Origin of the sequence: Anaerocaecibacter muris (assembly GCF_943192945.1) — a bacterium.
Lineage (GTDB): Bacteria > Bacillota > Clostridia > Christensenellales > Pumilibacteraceae > Anaerocaecibacter > Anaerocaecibacter muris.
The window spans coordinates 177822-200698 of record NZ_CALPCE010000004.1 but is presented as its reverse complement, the minus strand read 5'-3'; the positions used below and the strand labels follow the sequence as shown (position 1 = coordinate 200698).

The window sequence follows — 22877 nt, the reverse complement described above, 5'->3', positions numbered from 1 at the left end:
AATGAAACCCGTAAAACTGATAATTGAAGGCATAAATTCGTTTACCGACGCGCAAACCCTCGACTTCGAGGCGGTCGGGCGCAATAACCTGTTTTGCATTAGCGGCAAGACGGGCGCGGGAAAAACCACCATTTTCGACAGCATTATGTTCGCGCTGTACGGCAGAAGCGGCAAAGGCAATCTTGCCGACGTGGTCAACCTTTCGCGCATGAGCGCGCGCGTGGTGTTTGATTTTACTGCGGGCGGCGACATGTATTCGGTCGAACGCACCATTAAATGTCGCGCGGAAAAGGACGCGGACGGCAACCCCACCGACAGGCGCACGGCAAACGGCGATTGCATGCTGTACAAAAACGGCGCGCCGCACGCAAAGGGCGAGGAAGCGACGGCATGCTTGGAAAACATTATCGGACTGGAAGCCGACGAGTTTAAAAACGTGTACTTGCTCGAACAGGGCGAGTACGCCAAATTCCTCAAAAAGACGCCCGCCAAACAAACCGAGGCGGTGGGTAAGATATTTTCGCTTATGCGGTTCGGCGACGTGCACAAACTGGCGGGCATAAAAAAACGCGAGCAGGACGAAAAGGCGGAGGGTGTGTCCGCGCGAATACGCGACCTCGGCGACATTTCGGTCGCAAAACTCAACGACGAAAAAAAAGCGATAGCGGGATTGCGCGCAAAGACAACCGCGCTTAAAAAAGAGTGCGAAATCAAGCGCGTCGCGCTCGACGGATTGAGTAAAGAACACGATCTGTATATTTCCGTTTGCGAAAAGCAAAACGCCGTGAAAAAGCTGACTTTGCAGTCCGACGAGGCGAAAAAAAATCAATATTCGGCGCAGACCGAGCTTGCGGAGTTTGAAAAGAATATCGATCCGCAGGCGGAAAAAACGCTCGCAGGGTTGCGCGCGCAGCTGAACGAATTGAGCGCGCTCAACTCGCTCGATAACGAATATTCGGCGACCGTTGCCGACATAAACAAGAAAAAAGCCGAGCTTGACGGCACGGTTGCAAAAGCGGCGGAGCTTGACGAAAAGCGGCGCGAACTCAACGCGCAAAAAGCAGGCGCGGACGGGGAATATTCGGCGACGCTCGGCGAGTTTATCGAGTGCGCGGCGAGAATTGCGGACAAGTCGGACGCGCTTACGGCGGCGACAAATGTGATCGGCGGCGGCAATATCGGCGGCGCGGAGTTGACGGACATTATATATTCGTTGGAAACGGACAAGCGCAATTACGACGCTTGCGCCGAAACGTGCAAAAAGTACGCGGCGGAATACGAACGGACGGTCAAGACGTGCGACGACGCGCTTAAAGTTATTGAGCGTTACGAAAACGAGTACAAGACCGCTTGCGAGGCGAAGCGCGACGCGTCGGAAAACGAGGAGCGCGCGCAAAAGGCGTTGGCGGCGGCGCAGTTAAATTCGCATGCGGCGGCTATTCGCGCGGAATTGCACGAGGGCGACAAGTGCCCTGTTTGCGGCGGAACGTATGCGCAGTGCGCGGCGGTCGGCGACGGAGACGTGGAAAAGCGCAGAGCGGAACGCGACGCGGCGGTCAAGGCGTTAAAAGCCGCGACGGATAGGGAAGCGGAGTGCGCCAAGCGCCTCGACAGGGAAAAATCGGCATACTCTCACGCTACTGCGGAACGCGACAAAACAAAAGATTTGTTAAGCGCCGCAAACAACGCCGCGGCGCAAACCAAAGTCGAGCCGCAAGTGTACGCGCAGCTTTTCGGCATTTTGGGCAAGGCGAAAACGATCGCGGCGAAAATCGCGACGATAACAAAGAATATATCGGACGGCGAGCCTGTTGCCGCCGCGCTCGATGCGGAACGTAAGGCGGCGGAGCGCGCTATTGTCGAGGCGGAGCGTAAAGCGGAGGAATACAGGGCGAAGTTGGGCGAGAACTGCGGTAAGACCGAGGCGCAAAAGACCGCGGTCGCGACGCGCATAGCCGAGCTCGAAAAGGCGGCGGAGCTTGCCGAAGCAACGCGCAAATCGCTTAAATCGCGGGCGGATTCGGCGACGGCGACGGTCGAGGCGGTTGCGCAATCGCTCGAAGCCGCGAAAAAGGATTGCCCCGTAGACATTCCGCCGTTCGACGAAGACGGGTACAACGAGAAGAAAGAGGAGATCGAGCGGCTTAACGCGCGAATAGTCGAAAACGAAAAAGACATAGCTGTCAAGGACGTGGAAATTAAGGTTTTGACCGAAAATTGCGAGCGACTTGTAAACCTCGAAGCCGAGCGCAACGGATATGTAAAGAGCGCGGACAATTACGACAGGATTTATAATCTTACCAAAAATAAAGCCATGCTCGAATACGTTGCGGCGGAATACATAGCCGAATTTACCGCCATAGCGAGCGAGATATTAAACGACGTGTCGGGCGGCAAGTACACAATGACGTATGACCGCGAGGACGGGTTTATCGTTTCCGACTATCTTAACGGCGGCAAGTCGCGCAAGACGGACACGCTGTCGGGCGGCGAGCTGTTTTTGGCGTCGCTCGCGGTGGCGATAGCGATAGCGCGCACGCAGAGCCGCGGACACAACGCGTTTTTCTTTTTGGACGAGGGCTTCGGCACGCTCGACGAGGAACTTATCGACGTTGTTTACGGCGCGCTCGAATCGCTGTCGGGCGACTGTCTTGTCGGCGTGATTACGCACGCGGAAGCGCTTATTTCGCGCATGCCGTCCTGCGTCGAAGTCATTTCCGCAACCGACTCGACGGGCAGTATAATAAAGTATTAAATTATTCGGCGCGAAACGACCGTATTCGACAAAGTTGACAATTATTCGCGCAAAGTGATATAATTATCGCGTAGCGAAATATACTACGTGAGGAGTATCTTTATATGTATATGCGTAAAAAATCGACGGCAGTCGCAATGTGCGCGGTGGTGTCCGCGACGAGTCTTTGTTTCGGACTTGCAGGGTGTCTGCACGAACGCCCCGAACAGTATTACGATCCCGATACTTTTGCGGAGTTTGGCAATGAAGTTATGTTGACATTGATGGGGTCGGATGTGATGAGCTGGAATTCGCTGTCGGTCACGCCCGAACAGTCCTACGGTTACGAGCGTTACGGCGAGCCGAGCTGGTATTCCTATTCGCCGCTCTCAAAGAGCGACGCGGCAACCGTGAATTTTGTATTCGGAATGTACAAATCAGAAATGAAAAAATATAAATTTGCGGACTTGTCCGAAGCCGATAAAATAACGTACCGCACAATGCAAAATCTTTTGGATAGTTTTTCGTCCATGTACGGATCGGCAAACGCAACGCAATTAAATTTAATCGGCGGGTCGTACATAAGCTCGCAGGGCGGGTATGTCGCAGACTTTGCTACGGTTATGGAGGGTTACGCTTTTCGCAACGAACAGGACGTGACCGATTTGCTTAAAATCACCGTTTCCACAAAAGACGCGTTCGGAACGTACCTCGACTATGCGCGCGATCGCGAAAAGGCGGGTTTTCCTTTGTACGACTATACCGTCATGTCCATGCAGAGTTATCTGGACAACATTTCGGCGCAGGGCGGAAACTTTTACTTATACGACTATATAGACGATAAAATAGACGGCGCAAACTTCTTGACTGCGTCGCAAAAACAGGACTATAAAACTCAATACAATGCCGCGCTTACAGATAATTTTATGGTTGGCGTAACTGCGTTGTCGCGTGGCTTAAACGAATATAAAGGCAACGTCACCCTTACCGGGCAAAGCTATCTCGCGTCTTACGGGGACTTGGGCAAAGAATATTATAAATGGGCGTTCGGTAATAAAACGGGCATGATCAATGCCGATGTGAACTCCGTATTGAATGAACTTACGTCTGCGGCTGACGATTGCGCGCAAAAATTAAACGATATAAATACGGTCGTCAAAACGCTTGAAGTCGCGAATAAAGCGGCTTACGACGATTTCAATGCGTACAGTAACGGCGAAAAGGCGTTGATGGATTTGAATACGCCCGAGAAAATGCTCGATTATTTAAAGATTGCGGCTAAAAAGATAGTTCCCGATCTCGAAACGGCGCCGCAGATAAGCATTAACTATATGGACGAAACGGTGGCGAGTATAACAAATACATTGGCATATTACAGGCTGTCGCCGCTCGATCAAAACAATTCGGCGGAAAGCATTACCATAAATCCCGTCAGCGCGATGGACAATCCCAACGATTTGCTTATGACAATGGCGCACGAGGGCTATCCCGGACATCTGTATGCGCATGTTTATTCCAAGGAAAAGGGAACCGACTTTTTGTCAACGGTGTTAGGCTCGCTAACCTTTGCGGAGGGCTGGGCAGTGTACGTCGAGTTCGCGTTGATGGACGATATTGCGGAGGCGAGCGACGACGTTGCCGTTCAGCTGTTTTGCGAGTATAAAAAGTACGAAGCAATGTACGGTTATTGCAATATGGTCGTAGCCGATTTGATCGTAAACTACTTCGGCGCAACCGTTGACGATTTGGTCGATATGGAAATAGGCGAAGCCGAGGCGCGCGAGCAAATAGAATTCTTAATGGAAATTCCTGCCGTGTACGTGCCTTACGGCTATGGGGCGTACACTTTTGCGACTGTTCACGACAAGGCAAAAGCGGAACTGGGCGACGCGTATTCGGAAACGGAATTTAACGGCGTGCTGTTGGCGGAAGGCAAAGCGTCCGTGCCGCGCGTAAAACAGATTACGGACGAATATATAAAATCCGTAAAAAGCAAGCTGTAAAGAATAGCGCAGGCAAAACTAATAAATACTGTAAATATGTGCGCAACTTTCAATGTGGATAAAACGACGGTAAGCAAGTATTTAAGCGAGCTTGCCGAGGATTTGGACATGCGCGACGGCGGCGACGTTTTCCCGTCGGACAAGGCGGTTATTTTGACCGCCGCCCGTCCGACCGCATGCAAATGGGGCTTTACTCGGTACGACAAAAAAGGCGTGCTTATAAACGCGCGCGCCGAAACGGTCACGCAAAAGCCCATGTTTGCGCCGAGCTTTTATGCTCGGCGTTGCGCCGTGCCCGCCAACGGTTTTTACGAGTGGGACAGCGAAAAACGCCGCAGATACTTTGTGCGTGCCGACGGCGCGCCGCTGTTTCTGTGCGGATTTTATCGAGTAGAAAACGGCGAAAATCGCTTTATTGTCTTGACCAAGCAAGCAACTTCGCCCGTAAGCGAATATCACGATCGAATCCCGATAATCGCCGAGGAAGAACAGGCAAAAATCTACCTGCGCGATTACGACTATGCGCGGTCTATTTTGTGCGAGCCTGCATCTGTTTTGCTTCGATTGGCGTGATTATTCTTATCAGAATAGTATATAAGCTAATATAATATAAATATATATACAGAAATAAACAAAGGGTTACTTCTTTGTTAAATTTTGCTTGTGCGGACAGTAAATGATTGAGATATAATATACTTGAAAAATATATTATAATTATACGAGAAAATGCGATCGTATTGACATTTGCAATTGAATTGTGATAGAATTGCGAAAAAGGAGGGCAATATGAAAAATAAAATAAAAGTCGTCCCCTTGCTTATCGCAGTTATAATGTGCGCGGTGTTTCTATCTGCTTGCGGGATTGTGACTAATGACAATTCGGAGCACGCTTTTGACGATGCGGCAATTTCAGACGTAAATATGAAATTTGACGACTGTGGCGATGCGCCGACAGTCGATTCAATCGTATCAAACGATAAAATAGATAATACATATTTAGATTCAGATAATAGCAAACCGAATAAAACGCCGACCTTGCCCGACATTGTGTTCCCGAGCGCGCCCGAAACGTCGCCGAGCGGCTCGAACGACGGCAAAGTGTCAAACTCGGACTCGATTATAAAAACCGATAGCGACCGAGATATAAATAGCGACGAGGTCGTTACGCTTATATATCTTGCGTCGGATGGCGGGCGCATTGACGGAGAAAGTACGCAAACAGTTATGCGCGGCGTGTATACGAAGGAAGTGCGTGCGGTAGCGGAAGACGGTTTTGTATTTATTAAATGGTCGGACGGATCGATTGCGAAACAACGTAGCGACATAGCGGATAAGTCTTTTACGGTAACGGCGGAGTTTGCGCAAGAAACCGTTGTTATAGGTAAATTGAAATTTACGATTGAGGAATACGAAGACGGTTACAAAGTTGCGGCAAACGATAGGACGCTGACAGAGGCGATAATTCCGGATTATGTTAACGGTTTGCCTGTTATATCCGTGGCTGAACGCGGATTTTCAACTTGCACAGAACTGAATTATGTATTTATACCCGATACGGTTAAGGAAATTTATCCTCGAGCTTTTACCCACTGTAAGAATTTAAGGACGGTTAAAGGAATGCTGGGCGTCATCGCTTTGGATGCCAACGCTTTTGAAGACTGCATAAATTTGGAAAAGATAATCGGAATGAATAAGTTGCGGTTTCTTTCATTTGCTTTTAACGGTTGTAAATCTTTAAAAAAATATATACTTCCCGAAACCGTTGAGTATATTTTTCTTGGGAATTCGCAATTAATATCAAGCGACTTTTATAGCAGACGTATTTTAACTCGTGTAAAACTTACAAATACCGATATAAACTATAATATCCCCACCGATACCGTATCTATTCCGCATATAACATATATCGGTGCGGAAGGAAAACCGAACGACGAATACGCATTAAAGGACGACGACGAGTTGTTTAACTTTACATTGACAAACGACGGTGCGGGATATTCGGTAAGCGCACGGGATTATGACATGACGGAAGCGTTAATCCCGTCGCATTATAACGGATTGCCTGTTACGGAAATCGCGGATCGCGGATTCATGAACAGCAAGGTCGTTACAGCGTATGTTCCCGAAACTGTGATCAAGATAGGACAAAACGCATTTTCGGGTTGCGGAAACTTAATACGCGTTGCGGGTCTTAACGAAGTGACTGCAATAGGAGCAGAGGCGTTTTCCGATTGCATAAGGTTAAACGAAATCGTATTGCCGCACTCCTTGGAAAAAGCGGGCGCAAATATTTTTAAAAACAATCCAAATACGATATATATAAGAAAATCGCGGGCGGAAGCGGATAAAATTAACGCGCAGTGGGATAATGCGCGCCCCGCATCGGCAAAAACAGTTTGCGTCGGAGAAATGGGCATGCCGAGCGACGTCGGCGGCGGGATGCACTTCTTCTACAATAAAATAATAGTAGACGGAAAAGCGATTACCGGATATAGTTTATCGTATGTTGAAAAAAACATTTCGGAGGCGGTTATCCCCGCAACAATCAACGGTGTACCGATTATAGGAATTCACGTTAGAGTATGCCAAGATCATGAAAAATTAAAAAAAGTTTATATTCCGGACACGGTTGTGGACATAATGTTGCACGCTTTTCGCAATTGTAAAAATTTAGAACGCGTTTACGGTATGAAAAATGTAAAAACGTTATATATAGAAGCATTTGAGGGTTGCGATAAATTGCAACGATTGGTGTTTCCAAATGATGTTATCATTCTACGCCGCCCGTAATTTAGGTTATTATACCGTAAGGTATTTTAATAAAAACAAAAGGAGAACTATTATGAAAGTCAAAGCAAAAAACAAAAGTATTATAATCTTACTTTTTATAGTGGTGGTTGTGCTGTGCGCGGGGTTGTATCTGTTATGTGAGAATAACAAAGCAACAATTTTTGCCGATTCTGTTGACGGTATTGTAACTCAAAATAGCGATGCGGAACTTGAAGAACTGTTTGCGTTTCATGCTACAAGCGACAATAAAGGTTATAGTGTCCGCGTGCGTAAAAAAGATGTTAAAGAAATTAAGATCCCCCTTAAGTATAATAATAAACCGATAACCGAAATTTACGATAATGGTTTTGCAAACTGCGTAAATTTGGTAAAAATTGATATTCTGGGAATTAAAAAAATCGGAAATAATGCTTTTTATAATTGTAGAAATTTGGAAGAGATTATAAATTACGGCGGAGTTAAAGAAATAAAAGACAACGCCTTTGCCAACTGTACAAAGGTTAAAGATATTATTATACCATCGCAAATGAAAACATTTGGATCAAATTTATTTCGTAATAATCCCAACCGCATATACTCACGAATGCCGGAAGCGGAAATGAATGCGTTAAACCCAAATTGGTGCGCCAATATGGCAGATACGGCAGAGATTGTATATTTAGATGAGGGCACACTTGTGTGTGATAAATTGATTAAGGATGACAATGTTTACGGGTATAAAATAAAAAGCAATCAAACTATTAAAGATATAGATTTAGTAATCCCGAGTACTTATAACGGGCTACCGATTTTGGAAATTAGTAAAAATGCTTTCTCGGGCTGTCGATTGAATTCAATAACAATAAAGCATAATGAAGAAAGTTCAAGTCATTCTATAAATATATGTAGTGATGCGTTTTCATATACCGAAACCGATTATATAGATATTTATGTGGATATAACTTTAAACGACCATGACGAAACTATGGATCTTAACACAGAGAGCCGTAAATCTATCAATGTTTTTGCAGGCTCGTTTGCTAAACGCATAACATTACCGGACTCATTAAATGCCATACCTGATAATACATTTTTTAATTGCATAAATTTAGAAGAAATAAGAAATATAAACCCTAATATCAAAATAAATCAACTTTCATCAAATATAGTAAATATTGGAAATGAGGTATTTTCCTGGTGTAATTCGCTGAAGGCTGTTTATATACCTAATTCTGTCGATAATCTTGGAAATACTGTATTTGGTGAGTGGGATGAAAGTCAAACGATTTATTTCGATTTTTATAAAGAGCAGTCGGGATGGTTAGAGAAATGGGATGATTGTATAAATGGTGCAAAAATAGAATATAAAAAAGCGATAATAACGTTGGATAAAGACGGCGGTACGGAAAATATAGGTACGGACGAGGTCGCGGCTTATGTCGATTATGACATGCCGCAAGCCGACGCGCCGCAACGTCGCGGATATGAGTTTACGGGATATTACACGCAACCCGATGGCGAGGGCGAAAAATACTATAACCCCGATATGTCAAGCGCGCAAATTTGGAATATAGAAAGCGACTATATTTTGTACGCCGACTGGGATATTATTTATTATGATATTGATTACTATATAGAAACGTGTACTCAATTTCCGGGATATAACGGCACACTCTTATCCGATTATGGTATTGAAAACCACAATCCTAACAAATATACGGTAGAAGATGAAATAATATTTGAGAACGTTCAATTTGGGAAATATACTATTGTAATGAAAAGGCAAAAGATTGACAAAGGGAGTATAGGAAATTTGCGTGTTGAAAGCAGAGCGACAGTGTATTTAGAAACGGAAGCAGAAAGGATAGTGTTGGAAACGTTTGAGAAGTTATATATTTATATGCCGCCTACAATCAAAGTAAAGTGTGATATAATAATTGAATCTAAAGTTGTTCAATTAAATGTATACGGGAATTCTAGTGCCGATTATATTTATCCGTGTTCTATTCAGATTAATAACGGTATATTTACATCCATTTTGCTTGATAAAATTAAGATGCGCGGTCTTAATGCCGATTCTACAATTTGTTCTGATGGTTCGATTGAGTTATTAACATACGGAAATGTTGAAATTTACGGAACGGAATCTTTATATCGCCGCTCGCCCTATGAGCCTATGACGGTGTTCGCAGTTAATGAAGATAATAATGGCACAGTTATCAATCGTGGAGTTGCGATTAGGTGTTCTGAGTTGAAAATCTTACCTCATGGGGCTTTAAGTATTTATGGTAGAGATGGGGAAGACGGGCATACCGATGATTTTGGCGGAACAAACGGAGAGAACGGCGCAAGCGCGATTCAAGTATTATGTAATAAACTTTCGATCCATATGGATCCATTTGATTATTATAATGTTAATGTGGTGATTTGTGCCGGTAGAGCCGGAAACGGCGGCGACGGCAAACCGCCAGTTTCAGGAGCGCTGATATGGAGTGCGGGGAAAGGCGGAAAAGGCGGTAAGGGAGCTTTGCCTATTGAGGGAAACGGCGAGGAACAAGTTGTTGTAGAACTTACGTATAACGTTGAAATAGCAAAAAATTTACATCTTTTGGGGAGTAAGGACGGTATTGATGGAATAACATATCCGAATGTATACCCTAATCAACCGGATATTCCAACCAATCCTGATAAGCCAATAACGCCGCCGAAAGATCCGATATATCCCGTCGAACCGCCTATTTCTTACGTTTGAATTGAATAATTGTTTTGCTATAAAAAAGCTCCCGTTCTATCCGGCGGGAGTTTTTTGCTTTGTCATACTTTAATTAAGTGTAAAGCTATTGATCGTTATTTGATTTTTCGGCGGTTTCGGTGGGTGGCGCGGAGGCGGCGGCCGCCTCGGCTTGCTTTACGGCTTGTTCGCGCTTTTTGAAAACGCGCGGGAACGTTATGAAAATCACGATAGCGGTGATTGCGCCCGCGACAAAGTCCGCTATGCCTTCGGACAGATACACGCCCTTAAAGCCGAGGAAGTGCGTAAGCGCGAAGCACAGCGGAATAAGGATTATCACCTTGCGCAGTACCGCGAGGAAAAGCGCGGATTTGGCTTGACCGAGCGCGACGTTTACGTTTTGCAGGGTCATTTGCACAAAGAACATAATCGACCCCATAAGGAAGAACGGCGTGTATTGTACTACAATCGCGCGCACGGCGGGGCTTGCCGAAAAAACATAAGCGTAAACTTGCGGAACGGCGAGCGACAGCGACCAAATAATCACGGCGTAAATAAACGCGATTATCGTCACGTCGCGCACGCCTTTTTTCAGGCGCGCGGCGTTGCCTTTGCCGTAATTATAGCTAACGAAAGGTTGCATACCGTAACCCAGTCCGTTGAGCGGCAGGGAAATAAGTTGCAACGCGCTCAACATGATTGTCAGCGCGGCGGTATAGTTTCCGTCGCCGCCGGTAGACGTTTTGAGGTTGATGTTAAAAACTATCTGTATCGCGCTTTCGGTCGCGGTCATGACAAACGGCGACAGTCCCAGCGCGAGCACGGACGCCATGCGCGCGGCGTTGGGCTTCATGTCTTTTATACGGAAGCGGAACAGGCTTTTTTTCGTGCAGAAAAACACCGTTATCCACACGAACGACAGGAATTGCGACAAAACTGTCGCAAGGCTCGCGCCGTTCACGCCCATGTCGAACATGAATATAAACAGCGGGTCGAGCGCGATATTCGCTACCGCACCGATCAGTACGGAAAACATTGCGGTAAACGAATAGCCTTGCGTGGTGATAAACGGATTAAGCCCTTGCGCGAGCAACACGAACACAGTGCCCGCCGAATAGATTTTAAGATACGATTCGGCAAAATCCGTCGCGCTTTGCGGACAGCCGAATAGCGTTACTATTTGCCGTGCAAGAAAAAAAGTCAGTAGGCTTATAACAATGCCGACGGCGGTCAGCATAACGAACGACGCGTTGAATATGCGATTGGCTTCCGCGCCGTCGCCCTCGCCCAGCTTCATGCCGGCGCGCGGCGACCCGCCCAGTCCGATAAGATTGGAAAACGCTTGAATAATCAGCGTAACGGGCAACACCACGCCGAGCGCGGCGAGCGCGTCCATGCCCGCTCCGTCGATTTTCGCAACGTACATTCTGTCAACTATGTTGTACAAAAAGGTTATCAGCTGCGCGATAACGGCAGGCACGGTAAGCCGAAACACCAACGGCAAGATTTTTCCGTGTTCGAGAAGTTCGGTAGTATTCGCGTGTTTTTCGGAACGGTTAAACATCGGCTTGACTATAATATCACCGTTGCGAGATAAAAGCAAGCCGAATTGCGGCGCGATAATCAATATCGCAATAATTATCAGTATTGTAAAATAGTACGTTTAACGAAGTAAATAACATATAAGCAAATATATAGGATTGTTGACTTTAAATTGACTTTTTGCTATAATAATTTTTAAGCGCAATTAAGAAGAATAAGGAAAAATATTACAACGTTCGGTTTAATCGGATTTGACCGGACCTGAAAAACAGACAAGCAAAATTCAAATGTTTTTTAAAGTTTAAAAATTTTAGCATCATGACGACGAGTCAACAACAGTGTAGTTATAGTGCGCTACCGAATAAATAAAACTATTAAGGAATACCGATGGATACTGAAAGATTAAGCAAATGGGCAGATTTATTGCTCGATACAGGCAAGAGAAACAACTTAATCAATTTTAAAGACTCAAAACAAGGAACGATAGAAATTGTCGCGCCCGATTTTAATATTCTATTTGAGAAAGCAGAGCACTCTGCTGTTTTTGAAGTTTATGATCCGAGGATCGATAGCGACGAAGATGACGTCGATGCGGACGACTATGACGAACAACAGGAATTGCAGTCAAAGCAGTCTTATATTACATCTTATGCGGGCAGGTTAAAGCGAAATCAAATTCTTTTGTATAACGTAGCGAATAAACCGATGCAGGCATTAAAAAATATCGGCAGAAGAGCAAAGACGGCTATTGAAGAAACAGGCGTAAACATTGCTTATATTGCATTTGGTTTTATTCATTGGACTGAAAGCGACGATTCTCGGATTGAATTGCGTGCACCGATTTTGCTTGCTCCTATTGCTATTGAAAATCAGTCGGCAGTAGAACCGTATTATGTCAGAGTATTAGACGACGATATAATTGTCAATCCGACTTTTACATACAAACTTCATAACGAATACGGCATTGAATTGCCTGAATACGACGAAGATGAAGGTATAGAAAAATATTTAGCCGATGTTTCTTCTCTGTTGACCAGACTTAAATGGACAATTACAACGGAATGTAAAATCGGGATTTTTTCGTTTTTGAAAATTAACATGTACAAAGACTTGAAAGAAAATACGGCGAAAATTGCGAATAACAGTAGTATTCGCGCTTTGTTGGGAGAAATTTCTTCTTGGGACGAAACAAACTCGGAAGAAGTTAAAGCAATCGATTTATCGGCGCTTCACAATGTCGTCGATGCGGATTCAAGTCAAGCGGAGGCAATAGAAGCCGCAAAAAAAGGCAAAAGTTTCGTATTGCAAGGACCGCCGGGAACAGGTAAAAGTCAGACCATAACCAATATCATTGCAGAGTGTTTAATGGACGGCAAAAAAGTATTATTCGTGTCGGAAAAACTTGCCGCATTGAATGTGGTTTATAATAAGTTGAAAAAGGTCGGGCTTGAAGAATTTTGTTTGGAACTTCATAGTCACAAAGCAAATAAAAAGCAGGTAATCGAAGAACTGTGTAGGACATTACGGCTGCAAAAAAGCGGCGTTTCGGATAAGGCTGAAAAAGAATTAAAGATAATGCAAGACGCACAGCGGCAGTTAGACGCTTACGCTGTCGAACTACACAAAATCCGTCCCAACATAAATAAAACGCTTTATCAATTATATGAGGAAGTATCGGCTTGCAGATCGGCAGAGGATATAAGTTTTGTAATTCAAGATATAAAAGATAAGGGCGAAAGCTACATAGACACAGCCGAAAATCTTTTAAATCGTTATACGGGTTATATTGCTTCCGTAGGGTTCGATTACCGTAAAAACCTGTGGTACGGATATATCAATACCGATAGTTCTTATCAATCGGTAATGAAACTCAAAGAAGATTTACAATCGGTAATATCATTAAACTGTTCATTATCGGAAATAAGCAAGGATGTCAAGGCGGCTTACGGCGTTTCGGCAAATACCATTAGCGAGGCGATGTCGATAAATAGGTTTTTTGAATTAGCGGGAAGAAGCGAATTTTTAACGCCGTCCCTGTTTAATTTAGCCGTGACGGGTGATGTTACGCAAACCGTCAAACGGTTGCAGATTATAGCCAAAGATATTTTGCAATACAAAAGTATTCTGGATGGTGGCTCAAGGCAGCGCAATAGCTGTTTTGTTGCGAGAAGGAGAAAAGAAGCGCAAAAAGAAAGGAATCCGACAACTTTTATCGGAGTTGGAAGATTTGGCACAGACCTTAAAACCTTGCTTTTTAATGTCTCCTTTGAGCGTCAGCACATTTCTCAATTCGGAAATTAAGTTCGACGTAATAATATTTGACGAAGCATCGCAGATATTTCCTCAAGATGCGATAGGCGCTATTTATAGGGGAAAACAGTTGATTGTTGTCGGCGATTCCAAGCAAATGCCGCCCGGTAATTTCTTTAATGTCGCACCCGATAGTGATGATGATGAAAATGAAGATATAACGGATTTCGAGTCGATTTTGGATTTGTGCTCGACTTCTTTTCCTCAAAAAAGATTGAAATGGCATTACCGAAGCAGATATGAGCAACTTATATCTTTTTCTAATAAAAATTTCTATGACAACGATTTGGTTACTTTTCCCTCCTCTAAAATGGATGAGGCAGGGATAGGCGTTGATTACTTTTATGTAGACGGCATCTTTGACCGCAAGAGTAAAACAAATCAGGCGGAAGCCGAACGCGTCGTGGATTTGGTGTTTGAAAATATTATAAAATACCCGGAAAGAAGTTTAGGCGTTGTCGCTTTTAGCATTTCACAACAGAATTTAATAGAGAAGTTAATTTACAGACGCAGACAACAGAATTCGGCGTTTGAAGAATTTTTTAAATCAGACAGGGTCGAACCGTTCTTTGTAAAAAATCTTGAAACCGTACAGGGCGACGAAAGGGATACTATAATTTTCAGTATAGCTTATGCAAAAGATTCGCAAGGCAGATTGTTGCTAAATTTCGGTCCGATCAATCGTGAGGGCGGCGAAAGGCGTTTAAACGTTGCCGTTACCCGTGCAAAGATTAACGTACAGTTAGTTTCCTCAATGCACTACTGCGATATTGATTTGTCGCGGACAAAATCTGTCGGAGCGAGATTGTTGCGCGAATATTTAGATTATGCCGAAAACGGCGTTGCCGCGTTAGAGCGAAGCATAACCGTTGACGCAACCAATCCGTTTGAACAATATGATTCCGAATTTGAATCGGAGGTTTGTGAATTTTTACGTGAAAACGGTTTTGCCGTTGATCCGCAAGTGGGCTGTTCGTCTTTTAAGATTGATTTGGCGTTGAAACGTCCCGACTCTTCGGATTATGTTCTTGCAATCGAATGTGACGGCGCAACCTATCATTCTTCTAAAACCGCTCGCGATAGGGATAGATTGCGTCAGGAAATTTTGGAACGCATGGGTTGGAAATTTTATCGTATTTGGTCAACAGATTGGTTCCGAAATAAGCATGTCGAAAAGAATAGACTTCTGGGTGCGGCGAAAAAGGCATTGGAAAATTGTCCTGCAAATGTTAATCATCCCGATATAAGCAATGATAATTTTTCCGAAGTTGTAATAGAAAAACAGTTTGAATTTCCAAAGTATAAAATGGTAGACGCAATGGCTGTTGCACGAAAAAACGGACGGAATATTCTTGCCGTTACACGCGCAATAGTTGAAGTTGAATCTCCCGTATCGGAAGAGTGGCTGTTAAAGAGAATTGTATTTCTTTTTGCCGGACGAGAAAAAGTTACTAATGTAGTGCGCAAAGAATTTAATAGGTATATGTGGAACTGTGCAAGATACGGGATTGTGCGTAAAGACGGATTTTTATATATGCAAGGCAGGCAAATCCCAATGTTGCGCGTTCCCTCTGCCGGGGTTGAACCGCGGGATATAAAATATATAGAGTTGCGAGAGCTTGCTTTGGGTCTGAAAGAAATTTTAAAACAAAATGTTTCTGCCGAAAAACAAGGGCTTTACAGACTTCTTACACAAAATCTCGGATTCAGCCGCATAGGCGACGCCATATTAGAGCGCATGGATAGCGCGTTGGAATTGATTTATAAGGATATTGAAATTAACGGCGAAATGATTTCTTTAAAGTAATTTTTTAGAATAATAGAATTATTTTTCAAGCATATTGAGTTGTCATGCAAAAGCAAAAGGCGAGTATATAATGATCGCCTAAAATTGGCGGAGGCGGAGGGATTGTGCGCGGAATCGCGCGCGACCTTTGGCGCAAGCGCCAAGCGGTTAGCGAACACTCGCCGAAATGTCATTCGGTTAATTCAGCGTATCAAGTTCTTTTTATCGTTTGTGGCTGTTTTTTATATTGCTTCGGCTCGTCGAATCTCGCGTGTCGCACAACGAAAAAACACCCATTGCGGGCGTCTTTTCGTTGGCGGAGCAATTGTAACGTAAAACGAATTTCGCAGCGAGAACCAAATGGCATATAACAAATCCGAGTCCATCTTATACAAATTGAAATATAGTTTGCGTACTGTTTTTAAACGCGGCCGTCACTTTTTTGCCTACAATATACGTGATACTTGCAAAATCGTATCGTTTATGCTACAATACAGCTTGCAGGAAGGTGATTTATGTATATATACGTGAGGAATCCGGATTCTAATGATTCGGGCAAAGACACCTATGTTGTGGGCTTGACGGAACAAAAAGACTTTCGCACTTCGCGGAGAGGTTGCGACAAGTGTAAAGAATACACGTTTACTACCGAACAATTTCATAAATACGCGGCGAACAAACAATTGAAATACGTAAGGATCGTCGCAGAAAACAACGAAGAGCTTAGACAATTGGCTGAGGTTTTGAGCGATACAAATATTTACAATATTTGGCCGCGTATCGATCCGTACAAAAATTTCGACCTTTCGCCGCTTGTTCTGCTCAATAACACTGCTTCTATTTCTATTTACTATAACCTAAAAATAACCAAGCTGTGGGACATGAGCAAAAACCGTAGGCTGGAATGTTTTCGCCTAAGCGATTGCAACCATGTTTCGGATTTTTCATGTCTTATGCATTCCAATATAGAAGAATTAACGCTTACAGGTTGCAATTATTTATCTTCGTTTACAAGTAAACTTCATATTGACGACTTGTCTTTTTTGTTTGAAATGCCCAAGTTGAAAGACCTCGCGCTCGATATAGTAAAAGACCAAAGCGACGCTTATTATCTTAAAACATTCTCAAAGCTCACAAACTTGCGCGTCCTTACTTTACCCGACGGCTTTTTTACTTTCGAGCAATACGCGTGGCTTGCGGCGCATTTGCCCGGCGTCGAAGGGCTTGAACCTTACCGAGAGGTGTACGATACCTACTGTATAATAGGGTATCGCAAGCCGAGAGAGTTGACCGATATGAAAAAAGTCAAGCAATACGAACAGCAATATAATGAACTTATGGCAATGTACAAAGATTGCGATATTCCGCCGGAGAAGCCATGCAAAAAATAAACATCTTAAAGCTTTTCACATACTTAAACTGCTTTTTCAAGCATATTAGATAAAAAACACACTTAGGCACTTTGCGGGTGCTTGAATAAACAATCGCCTGCCGAAATGAAAAGAAACGACCGACAAAACCGCAACGCCGAGCTGTTAGCGAACGCGCGCCGAAATTTCGTTCGGTGATTTTTGCGTTTTAGCTTATTTTTATCGTTTGTATCGTTTTTTACATTGCTACGGCTTGTCGAATCTCGCGTGTCGTATAACGAAAAACACCCGTTACGGGTGTCTTTTCGTTGGCGGAGGCGGAGGGATTCGAACCCCCGTGGCGTTGCCGCCAAACGGTTTTCAAGACCGCCTCGTTATGACCGCTTCGATACGCCTCCGTGTTTTTTATTTAATTATGGGGTTTCGGTAGGGCGGGGGTATTGCTTTGGCTCGACCGTGCGTTTATTATAGCGTTTTTTTGCGGGGTTGTAAAGCGATTTCGCGGCGCGGGCGGATTTATATTGTTTGTGCTTATCAAAACATTACAAGCAGAAAGCCTACAAGCACGCCTATAAACAGCGACAGGGCGGGGAGTTTGCTTTTCCACATAAGTATCGCTTCGGGCAACAGTTCGCCGAAGACCACGTACAGCATTGCGCCGCTGGCAAAGCCGAGCGACAGGGTGAGCATGATTTGGTTTATCCCGCCGAGCGCATAGCCTATAAGCGCGCCGAACACCGTCGGCAGACCGCTCAACGCCGTGAGCAGCGTCGCTTTGGTTTTGCCCATACCGCCCGAAATGAGCGGGACGGACACCGCCATGCCCTCGGGAATATTGTGCAAGCCGATTACAATAGCCATTACAAATCCCGCGCCCGAAAACAGATTGGACGTGAGGTTGGGCGTTATTGCATACGACGCGCCTATCACCATGCCTTCGGGCAGGTTGTGCAAAGCAATCGCCGTCATCATTACCAAACCCGCTACGAACAGGTTGGATTTTTCGCGCTTGTGGGTTTCAAAGTGATCGGCGTGGATTAGCTCGTCGAGGTCGTCCGCCGTTGCGGGGTGGTTTTCGTCGATGTGTTTGACTTCGCGATTGGTCTTTTTGTCTATTGCGATATTCAACAAATACACAAGCGCATAGCCGACTATAACCGCCGCCACGACGATTATAGGCGTGTACCAACCCATTTCTCCGCTTTTCATCATTTCTATCGGCTCGCTCATCAGGTCGAAGCACACGACGGCGAGCATAATTCCCGCGGCGAAAGACAGTAACAGGCTGACTATCTTATTGGATTCGCGGCGCAAAACCGCGCCTACAAGCCCGCCCAGCCCCGTGCCGACAACGCCGGATATAAACGTTATTACTATGATTGCGAGATAGTTCATTGTTAGCCTTTTTCGTTAAGTGTGCGTCGCGCTGCGCCGTTTTCGGTTAGCGGAGCGCAACCGTTCTGTATGAGTATAGCACAGAGCGCGACAAATTCCAAACGGATTTGCCTTTGTCGCAAAAAATAATGGGCAATCGTCGGCAAATTTCGTTATTGACATCTTGATCGCGGTGTGTTATAATCTACTAAACGCGTTGCGCGTGTCTTACGCCGCTTGCGCAAACGACAAAAGAGGAAAACATGTCGGAAGAGAAGAAAGCGGCGGTTGCTCGCTATCACAGAAAAACGCTGTTGGACGCGGCGGATAGATTGCTTATGCAGTACGGATATGACGGCATGAATATGAACATGCTTGCCAAGGAAGCGGGCTACTCCAAAGCGACGGTGTACGTCTATCTTTCGAGCAAGGACGAAATCGTGCGGCTTTTGTGCATAGAGCGGCTGAAACTTTTGCGCAAAGAGTTTTCCGTTATTCTCAAAAACGACATATCTTCCGCCGAAAAGCTGGAAGAAATTACGTCGGTGCTCGACGAATTTGCCGTCGAGGACAAAACCTATTTCGATTTTATTTGCGCAAGCGTGTACGCCGACGGGTTTTCGGACGCGTCCGACAGCCAAAAGGAACTGTCCGCGCTTGTCAACGGCATATTTGCCGACCTGACCGCACTGTATGCTCTCGACGAATTAAAAAGATTGTGGTATGCCTATTACGGCAGAATCAAGACCGAAAAGATGTTCGGCAGTCCCGACGGAGCGACGCGATGAGCCTTATACAATTTAAAGACGTAAACAAAATATACAAGCTCGGCGAAGTCGAAATCCCCGCGCTCAACGGCGTGGACTTTTCTATCAACGAGGGTGAGTTCGTGGTCGTGCTCGGCGCGTCGGGCGCGGGCAAGTCCACCGTGCTCAATATTCTCGGCGGCATGGACAGCGCGACGAGCGGCGAAGTCATAGTCGACGGCGAGGACATCACCAAATACAATCAGAAACGCCTGACTTTGTTTCGACGCGAAAAGGTGGGGTTTGTCTTTCAGTTTTACAATCTTATATCCAATCTTAACGCGCTCGAAAACGTCGAGTTTGCGGCGTCCGTTACAGCCGATCACCTCGATCCTGCGGACACGCTCGACAAAGTAGGGCTGTCCGAGCGCGCAAAAAATTTCCCGAGTCAGCTTTCGGGCGGCGAGCAACAGCGCGTAGCGATAGCGCGAGCGGTTGCGAAAAATCCGTTATTATTGCTTTGCGACGAGCCGACTGGCGCGCTCGACTACAAAACGGGCAAAATGGTGCTCAAACTGTTGGAGGACGTAAACGTCAAGTACAACAAGACCGTCGTTTTGATAACGCACAACAGCGCAATCGCGCCCATGGCGGACAAGGTCATACGCATGCGTAGCGGCAAGGTGGAAAACATAGAAGTCAATTCCGCGCGCGTTCCCGTCGAAACAATCGAGTGGTAGGTCTTCGATCAACGGTCGGCAATTTATAAATTACGACTAACAGCATAAAAACAGCATACGCTTTGCCGCAAGGCGCACGGCGACCGATTAAGGAGAGCGCGATGAAATACATAATGCTAAAAACGTTTCGCGACATACGCGAAACCATAGGCAGTTTTATTTCGATAGTTGCGGTTATAATTATCGGGTGCTTTTTCTTTTCGGGGATTACCGCGGGGTCTGCGGCGGTCACTCGACAGGTGAGCGATTATTATTCCGCACAGCACAGCGCGGCGGTGCGCGCCGAATATATGTACGTAAACGCGCCAGCGGTCGAGGAAATCGCCGCGGCGGACGGCGTGGACAAGGCGGCGGGCTACAACACGTTTTACACGCAGACGAGCGTCGGCGGGGCGAGGCTGGACATGACCGTCGTCACGCTGACCGACGGCATAGACGACCCGTATATCGTTTCGGGCAGACTGCCTCAAAAAGACGCAAGCGAAATTATAATCGACGAGGTTGCGGCAAAAGCGCACGGCATAAAAGTCGGCGACGCGTTGACTTTCGATGTGGCGACCATGCAAAAGATAACGCTGTCCATGAGCGAAACGGGCACGGGCACGGACACGCCGCAATACACTACCAAAACGGCCGATCGGCTTTACGAACTGACGGTGTGCGGAATTTACCACGCGCCCGACGTTATTTATAAGGTCAATCTGCGCAACACCGCCGCGCCGCCCGACGAGTTTATTTTCGCGTATGTCGATTATTCGACAATCGATCTTTACACGCCCGACGCGCGGGTCGTATTGGCGTTGGGCGGAGGCGTGGAGCAAACGCTATTCGAGTATTCGGAAATTTCGGTAAACATCTATAACGGCATTAAAATATTGGGCGACGATTACGGCGACGTCGATAAGTTGTTCGGGCGATATTCGGTGTCGAGCACGGAACAGATAAACGAGCTTTTTAAAGATCCGGACGGTGCGGCGGGTTTGTATATGTACGCGCTCGAACGCAAGAATTTTCCGTCGGTCACGGCATTCAACAGCATAAACGACACGATTGCCGCGCTTGCGGCGGTGTTGCCGTTTATGTTCTTTGCCGTGGCGGCGGCTATAACGGTAATATCGCTGTCCAAAACGGTTGACAATCAGCGCATGCAGATAGGCGTAATTCAGGCTATCGGCGTGGGCAAAGGCGCGGTGTATTTCTCTTACATTTTCTATGCGCTGTTTGCGTGCTTGATAGGCGGTACGGCGGGCGGAACGCTGGGCGTTTTGCTTGTGCCGTATCTTATTAACTTTTTGTACGCGCGGCAGTTCAGTATGCCGCCCACGCCGCAACACGTCAGCGTGCTATTCCTGTTTCTCGGAATAATCGTTGCGGCGGCGCTCGCGTGCCTTGCGGCGTTTTTGTCCTGTCACCGCACTCTCAAAGTCAAGCCCGCGCAGGCAATGCGACCCAAGCCGCCCAAAAAGACAAAGCGCATACTTGTCGAGCGGTGGACGGGGCTGTGGAAGCGGCTGGGCTTCGGCGCGAAAATGAATTTGCGCAATATGTTTTTGCACAAAATCCGCATGCTTTTGTCGTCTGTCGGCATTATAGGCTGTATCGCGCTACTGATCGGCTTGGTCGGGCTTAAAGACAACATGGATTTTTCGTTCAGACAGTACGACCGTTCCGCGCAATACGATTTGACCGTCGCGATAGAAGCGCCCGTCGATTTGCACACGTTCGACCTCGACGAAATTTCGGGGTACGAGGGCGCGCAGTACATAAAGAACTTGACGTTTGCGCCCGATTTTTCGGCGCGGTTCACTTACAAGGACAAAGCCGCGGACATGACGTTAATGGCTTTGCCCACCGCCGCCGACGCGCGTGAAAACAAATACGCCGACGAAAACTGCGTAATGCTGTTTACCGACATCGACGGCGAACGTCGGCTTGTACTCGACGACGATACGTTCGCTATCCCCACGGGGCTTGCCGATAAACTCGGCGTAAAAGCGGGCGACACGGTGACGGTCAGCGGCTATTCGCTCGACAATCGCGCCGTCGAGTTCGAGGCGAAAATTACGCATATCGTGTACGAATACTTCGAGCAAAAAGCGTACTGCGCATACGCTATGTTTAAAAACCGCGGCGTGGGGTTGTTTGCGGACACCGCTTACGCCGCGGTCAAGGACGGCACGGCAATCGGTACGGCAATAGCCGCTTTAAAAGAATACGAAGAAATCCGCGACGTGCGGGCGTTCGACGAAACGTTTGCTTCGTTAAAAGACAAAATGTCGCTACTGGACTATGCCGTTATTCTGTTCACTTTCGGCGCGGCAGTGCTTGCCGTCGCGGTCATTTACAACATAACCGCGACCAATCTTAAAGAGCGCACGCGCGAAATAGCTACGCTCATGGTGCTCGGTTACAAACAGCGCGAAACGGCGTCAATGATTCTTGTGGAAAACTTGGTTATAACTTTGATCGGGTGTCTTATCGGCTTGCCGATAGGCTACGGATTGATGGTGTGGCTGGTGGATTTGTCGTCGTCGTTCAACGTGTTTATTTCGGGATTTTTAAGCTGGTATGTCGCCATAGGCTGTATGGCATTGACGTTTGTATTTACGCTGATATCCACTTTGATGTTTAACCGCAAAATTAAAAACATTTCCATGGTGGAAGCGTTAAAGAGCGTGGAATAAACGCGATCCCGCGCGGCGCGCAATAATTAAGTAAACAAAACCCCTTGCGCTATAAGTTATAACGTAAGGGGTTTTTTAGGCGCTTTGC

Annotated in this window: 13 protein-coding genes and 1 tRNA gene; 11 read left to right on the top strand and 3 right to left on the bottom strand. The window is 46.1% G+C overall.

Annotated elements, in window-relative coordinates:
• Position 1 precedes the first annotated feature (1 nt).
• The 5 genes from NFR57_RS05270 to NFR57_RS05250 all read left to right on the top strand — a co-directional run bounded on the left by NFR57_RS05270 (position 2) and on the right by NFR57_RS05250 (position 10258).
• A complete protein-coding gene (locus tag NFR57_RS05270) occupies positions 2-2755 on the top strand; it encodes an AAA family ATPase (RefSeq protein WP_251182790.1) in 2754 nt (917 codons plus the stop codon).
• Positions 2756-2859: 104 nt separating this feature from the next.
• Positions 2860-4737, top strand: a complete 1878-nt coding sequence (locus NFR57_RS05265) for a DUF885 family protein (protein WP_251182789.1) — start codon at positions 2860-2862, stop codon at positions 4735-4737.
• 36 nt (positions 4738-4773) lie between these two features.
• Positions 4774-5310, top strand: coding sequence for an SOS response-associated peptidase family protein (locus NFR57_RS05260; protein WP_251182788.1), 537 nt, complete (start codon positions 4774-4776; stop codon positions 5308-5310).
• A 213-nt stretch (positions 5311-5523) separates the two neighbouring features.
• Positions 5524-7527 (top strand): leucine-rich repeat domain-containing protein, encoded by a 2004-nt coding sequence (locus NFR57_RS05255; RefSeq protein WP_251182787.1) that lies wholly within the window; start codon positions 5524-5526, stop codon positions 7525-7527.
• A gap of 52 nt (positions 7528-7579) precedes the next feature.
• Complete coding sequence (locus tag NFR57_RS05250) at positions 7580-10258, top strand: leucine-rich repeat protein (RefSeq protein WP_251182786.1); 2679 nt, start codon at positions 7580-7582, stop codon at positions 10256-10258.
• A gap of 85 nt (positions 10259-10343) precedes the next feature.
• Here NFR57_RS05250 and NFR57_RS05245 read toward each other — a convergent pair whose 3' ends face one another.
• Positions 10344-11801: an MATE family efflux transporter gene (locus NFR57_RS05245; RefSeq protein ID WP_251182785.1), complete on the bottom strand. Its 1458-nt coding sequence runs from the start codon at positions 11799-11801 to the stop codon at positions 10344-10346.
• A gap of 365 nt (positions 11802-12166) precedes the next feature.
• Between NFR57_RS05245 and NFR57_RS05240 the strand changes: the two genes are divergently transcribed.
• The 3 genes from NFR57_RS05240 to NFR57_RS05230 all read left to right on the top strand — a co-directional run bounded on the left by NFR57_RS05240 (position 12167) and on the right by NFR57_RS05230 (position 17266).
• Positions 12167-14080 (top strand): DUF4011 domain-containing protein, encoded by a 1914-nt coding sequence (locus tag NFR57_RS05240; protein WP_251182784.1) that lies wholly within the window; start codon positions 12167-12169, stop codon positions 14078-14080.
• Positions 14037-15896, top strand: coding sequence for an AAA domain-containing protein (locus NFR57_RS05235; protein ID WP_338022270.1), 1860 nt, complete (start codon positions 14037-14039; stop codon positions 15894-15896). The genes NFR57_RS05240 and NFR57_RS05235 overlap by 44 nt, the downstream gene beginning before the upstream one ends.
• Before the next feature lie 722 nt (positions 15897-16618).
• The gene (locus NFR57_RS05230; protein WP_251182783.1) at positions 16619-17266 is read left to right on the top strand and encodes a hypothetical protein; all 648 of its coding nucleotides are present in this window, start codon (positions 16619-16621) and stop codon (positions 17264-17266) included.
• Between the two features lie 288 nt (positions 17267-17554).
• On the opposite strand, the gene NFR57_RS05225 is transcribed toward NFR57_RS05230, so the two are convergent.
• A tRNA-Ser gene (locus tag NFR57_RS05225) sits at positions 17555-17643 on the bottom strand.
• A 136-nt stretch (positions 17644-17779) separates the two neighbouring features.
• Positions 17780-18640: a ZIP family metal transporter gene (locus tag NFR57_RS05220; protein WP_251182782.1), complete on the bottom strand. Its 861-nt coding sequence runs from the start codon at positions 18638-18640 to the stop codon at positions 17780-17782.
• A 242-nt stretch (positions 18641-18882) separates the two neighbouring features.
• Here NFR57_RS05220 and NFR57_RS05215 point away from each other — a divergent pair, with 242 nt between their 5' ends.
• The 3 genes from NFR57_RS05215 (at position 18883) to NFR57_RS05205 (ending at position 22789) form a co-directional block, all read left to right on the top strand.
• The gene (locus tag NFR57_RS05215; protein ID WP_251182781.1) at positions 18883-19407 is read left to right on the top strand and encodes a TetR/AcrR family transcriptional regulator; all 525 of its coding nucleotides are present in this window, start codon (positions 18883-18885) and stop codon (positions 19405-19407) included.
• A complete protein-coding gene (locus NFR57_RS05210) occupies positions 19404-20105 on the top strand; it encodes an ABC transporter ATP-binding protein (RefSeq protein ID WP_251182780.1) in 702 nt (233 codons plus the stop codon). Before NFR57_RS05215 ends, NFR57_RS05210 begins: the two co-directional genes overlap by 4 nt.
• Positions 20106-20206: 101 nt before the next feature.
• Positions 20207-22789, top strand: a complete 2583-nt coding sequence (locus tag NFR57_RS05205) for an ABC transporter permease (protein WP_251182779.1) — start codon at positions 20207-20209, stop codon at positions 22787-22789.
• Positions 22790-22877: the final 88 nt, after the last annotated feature.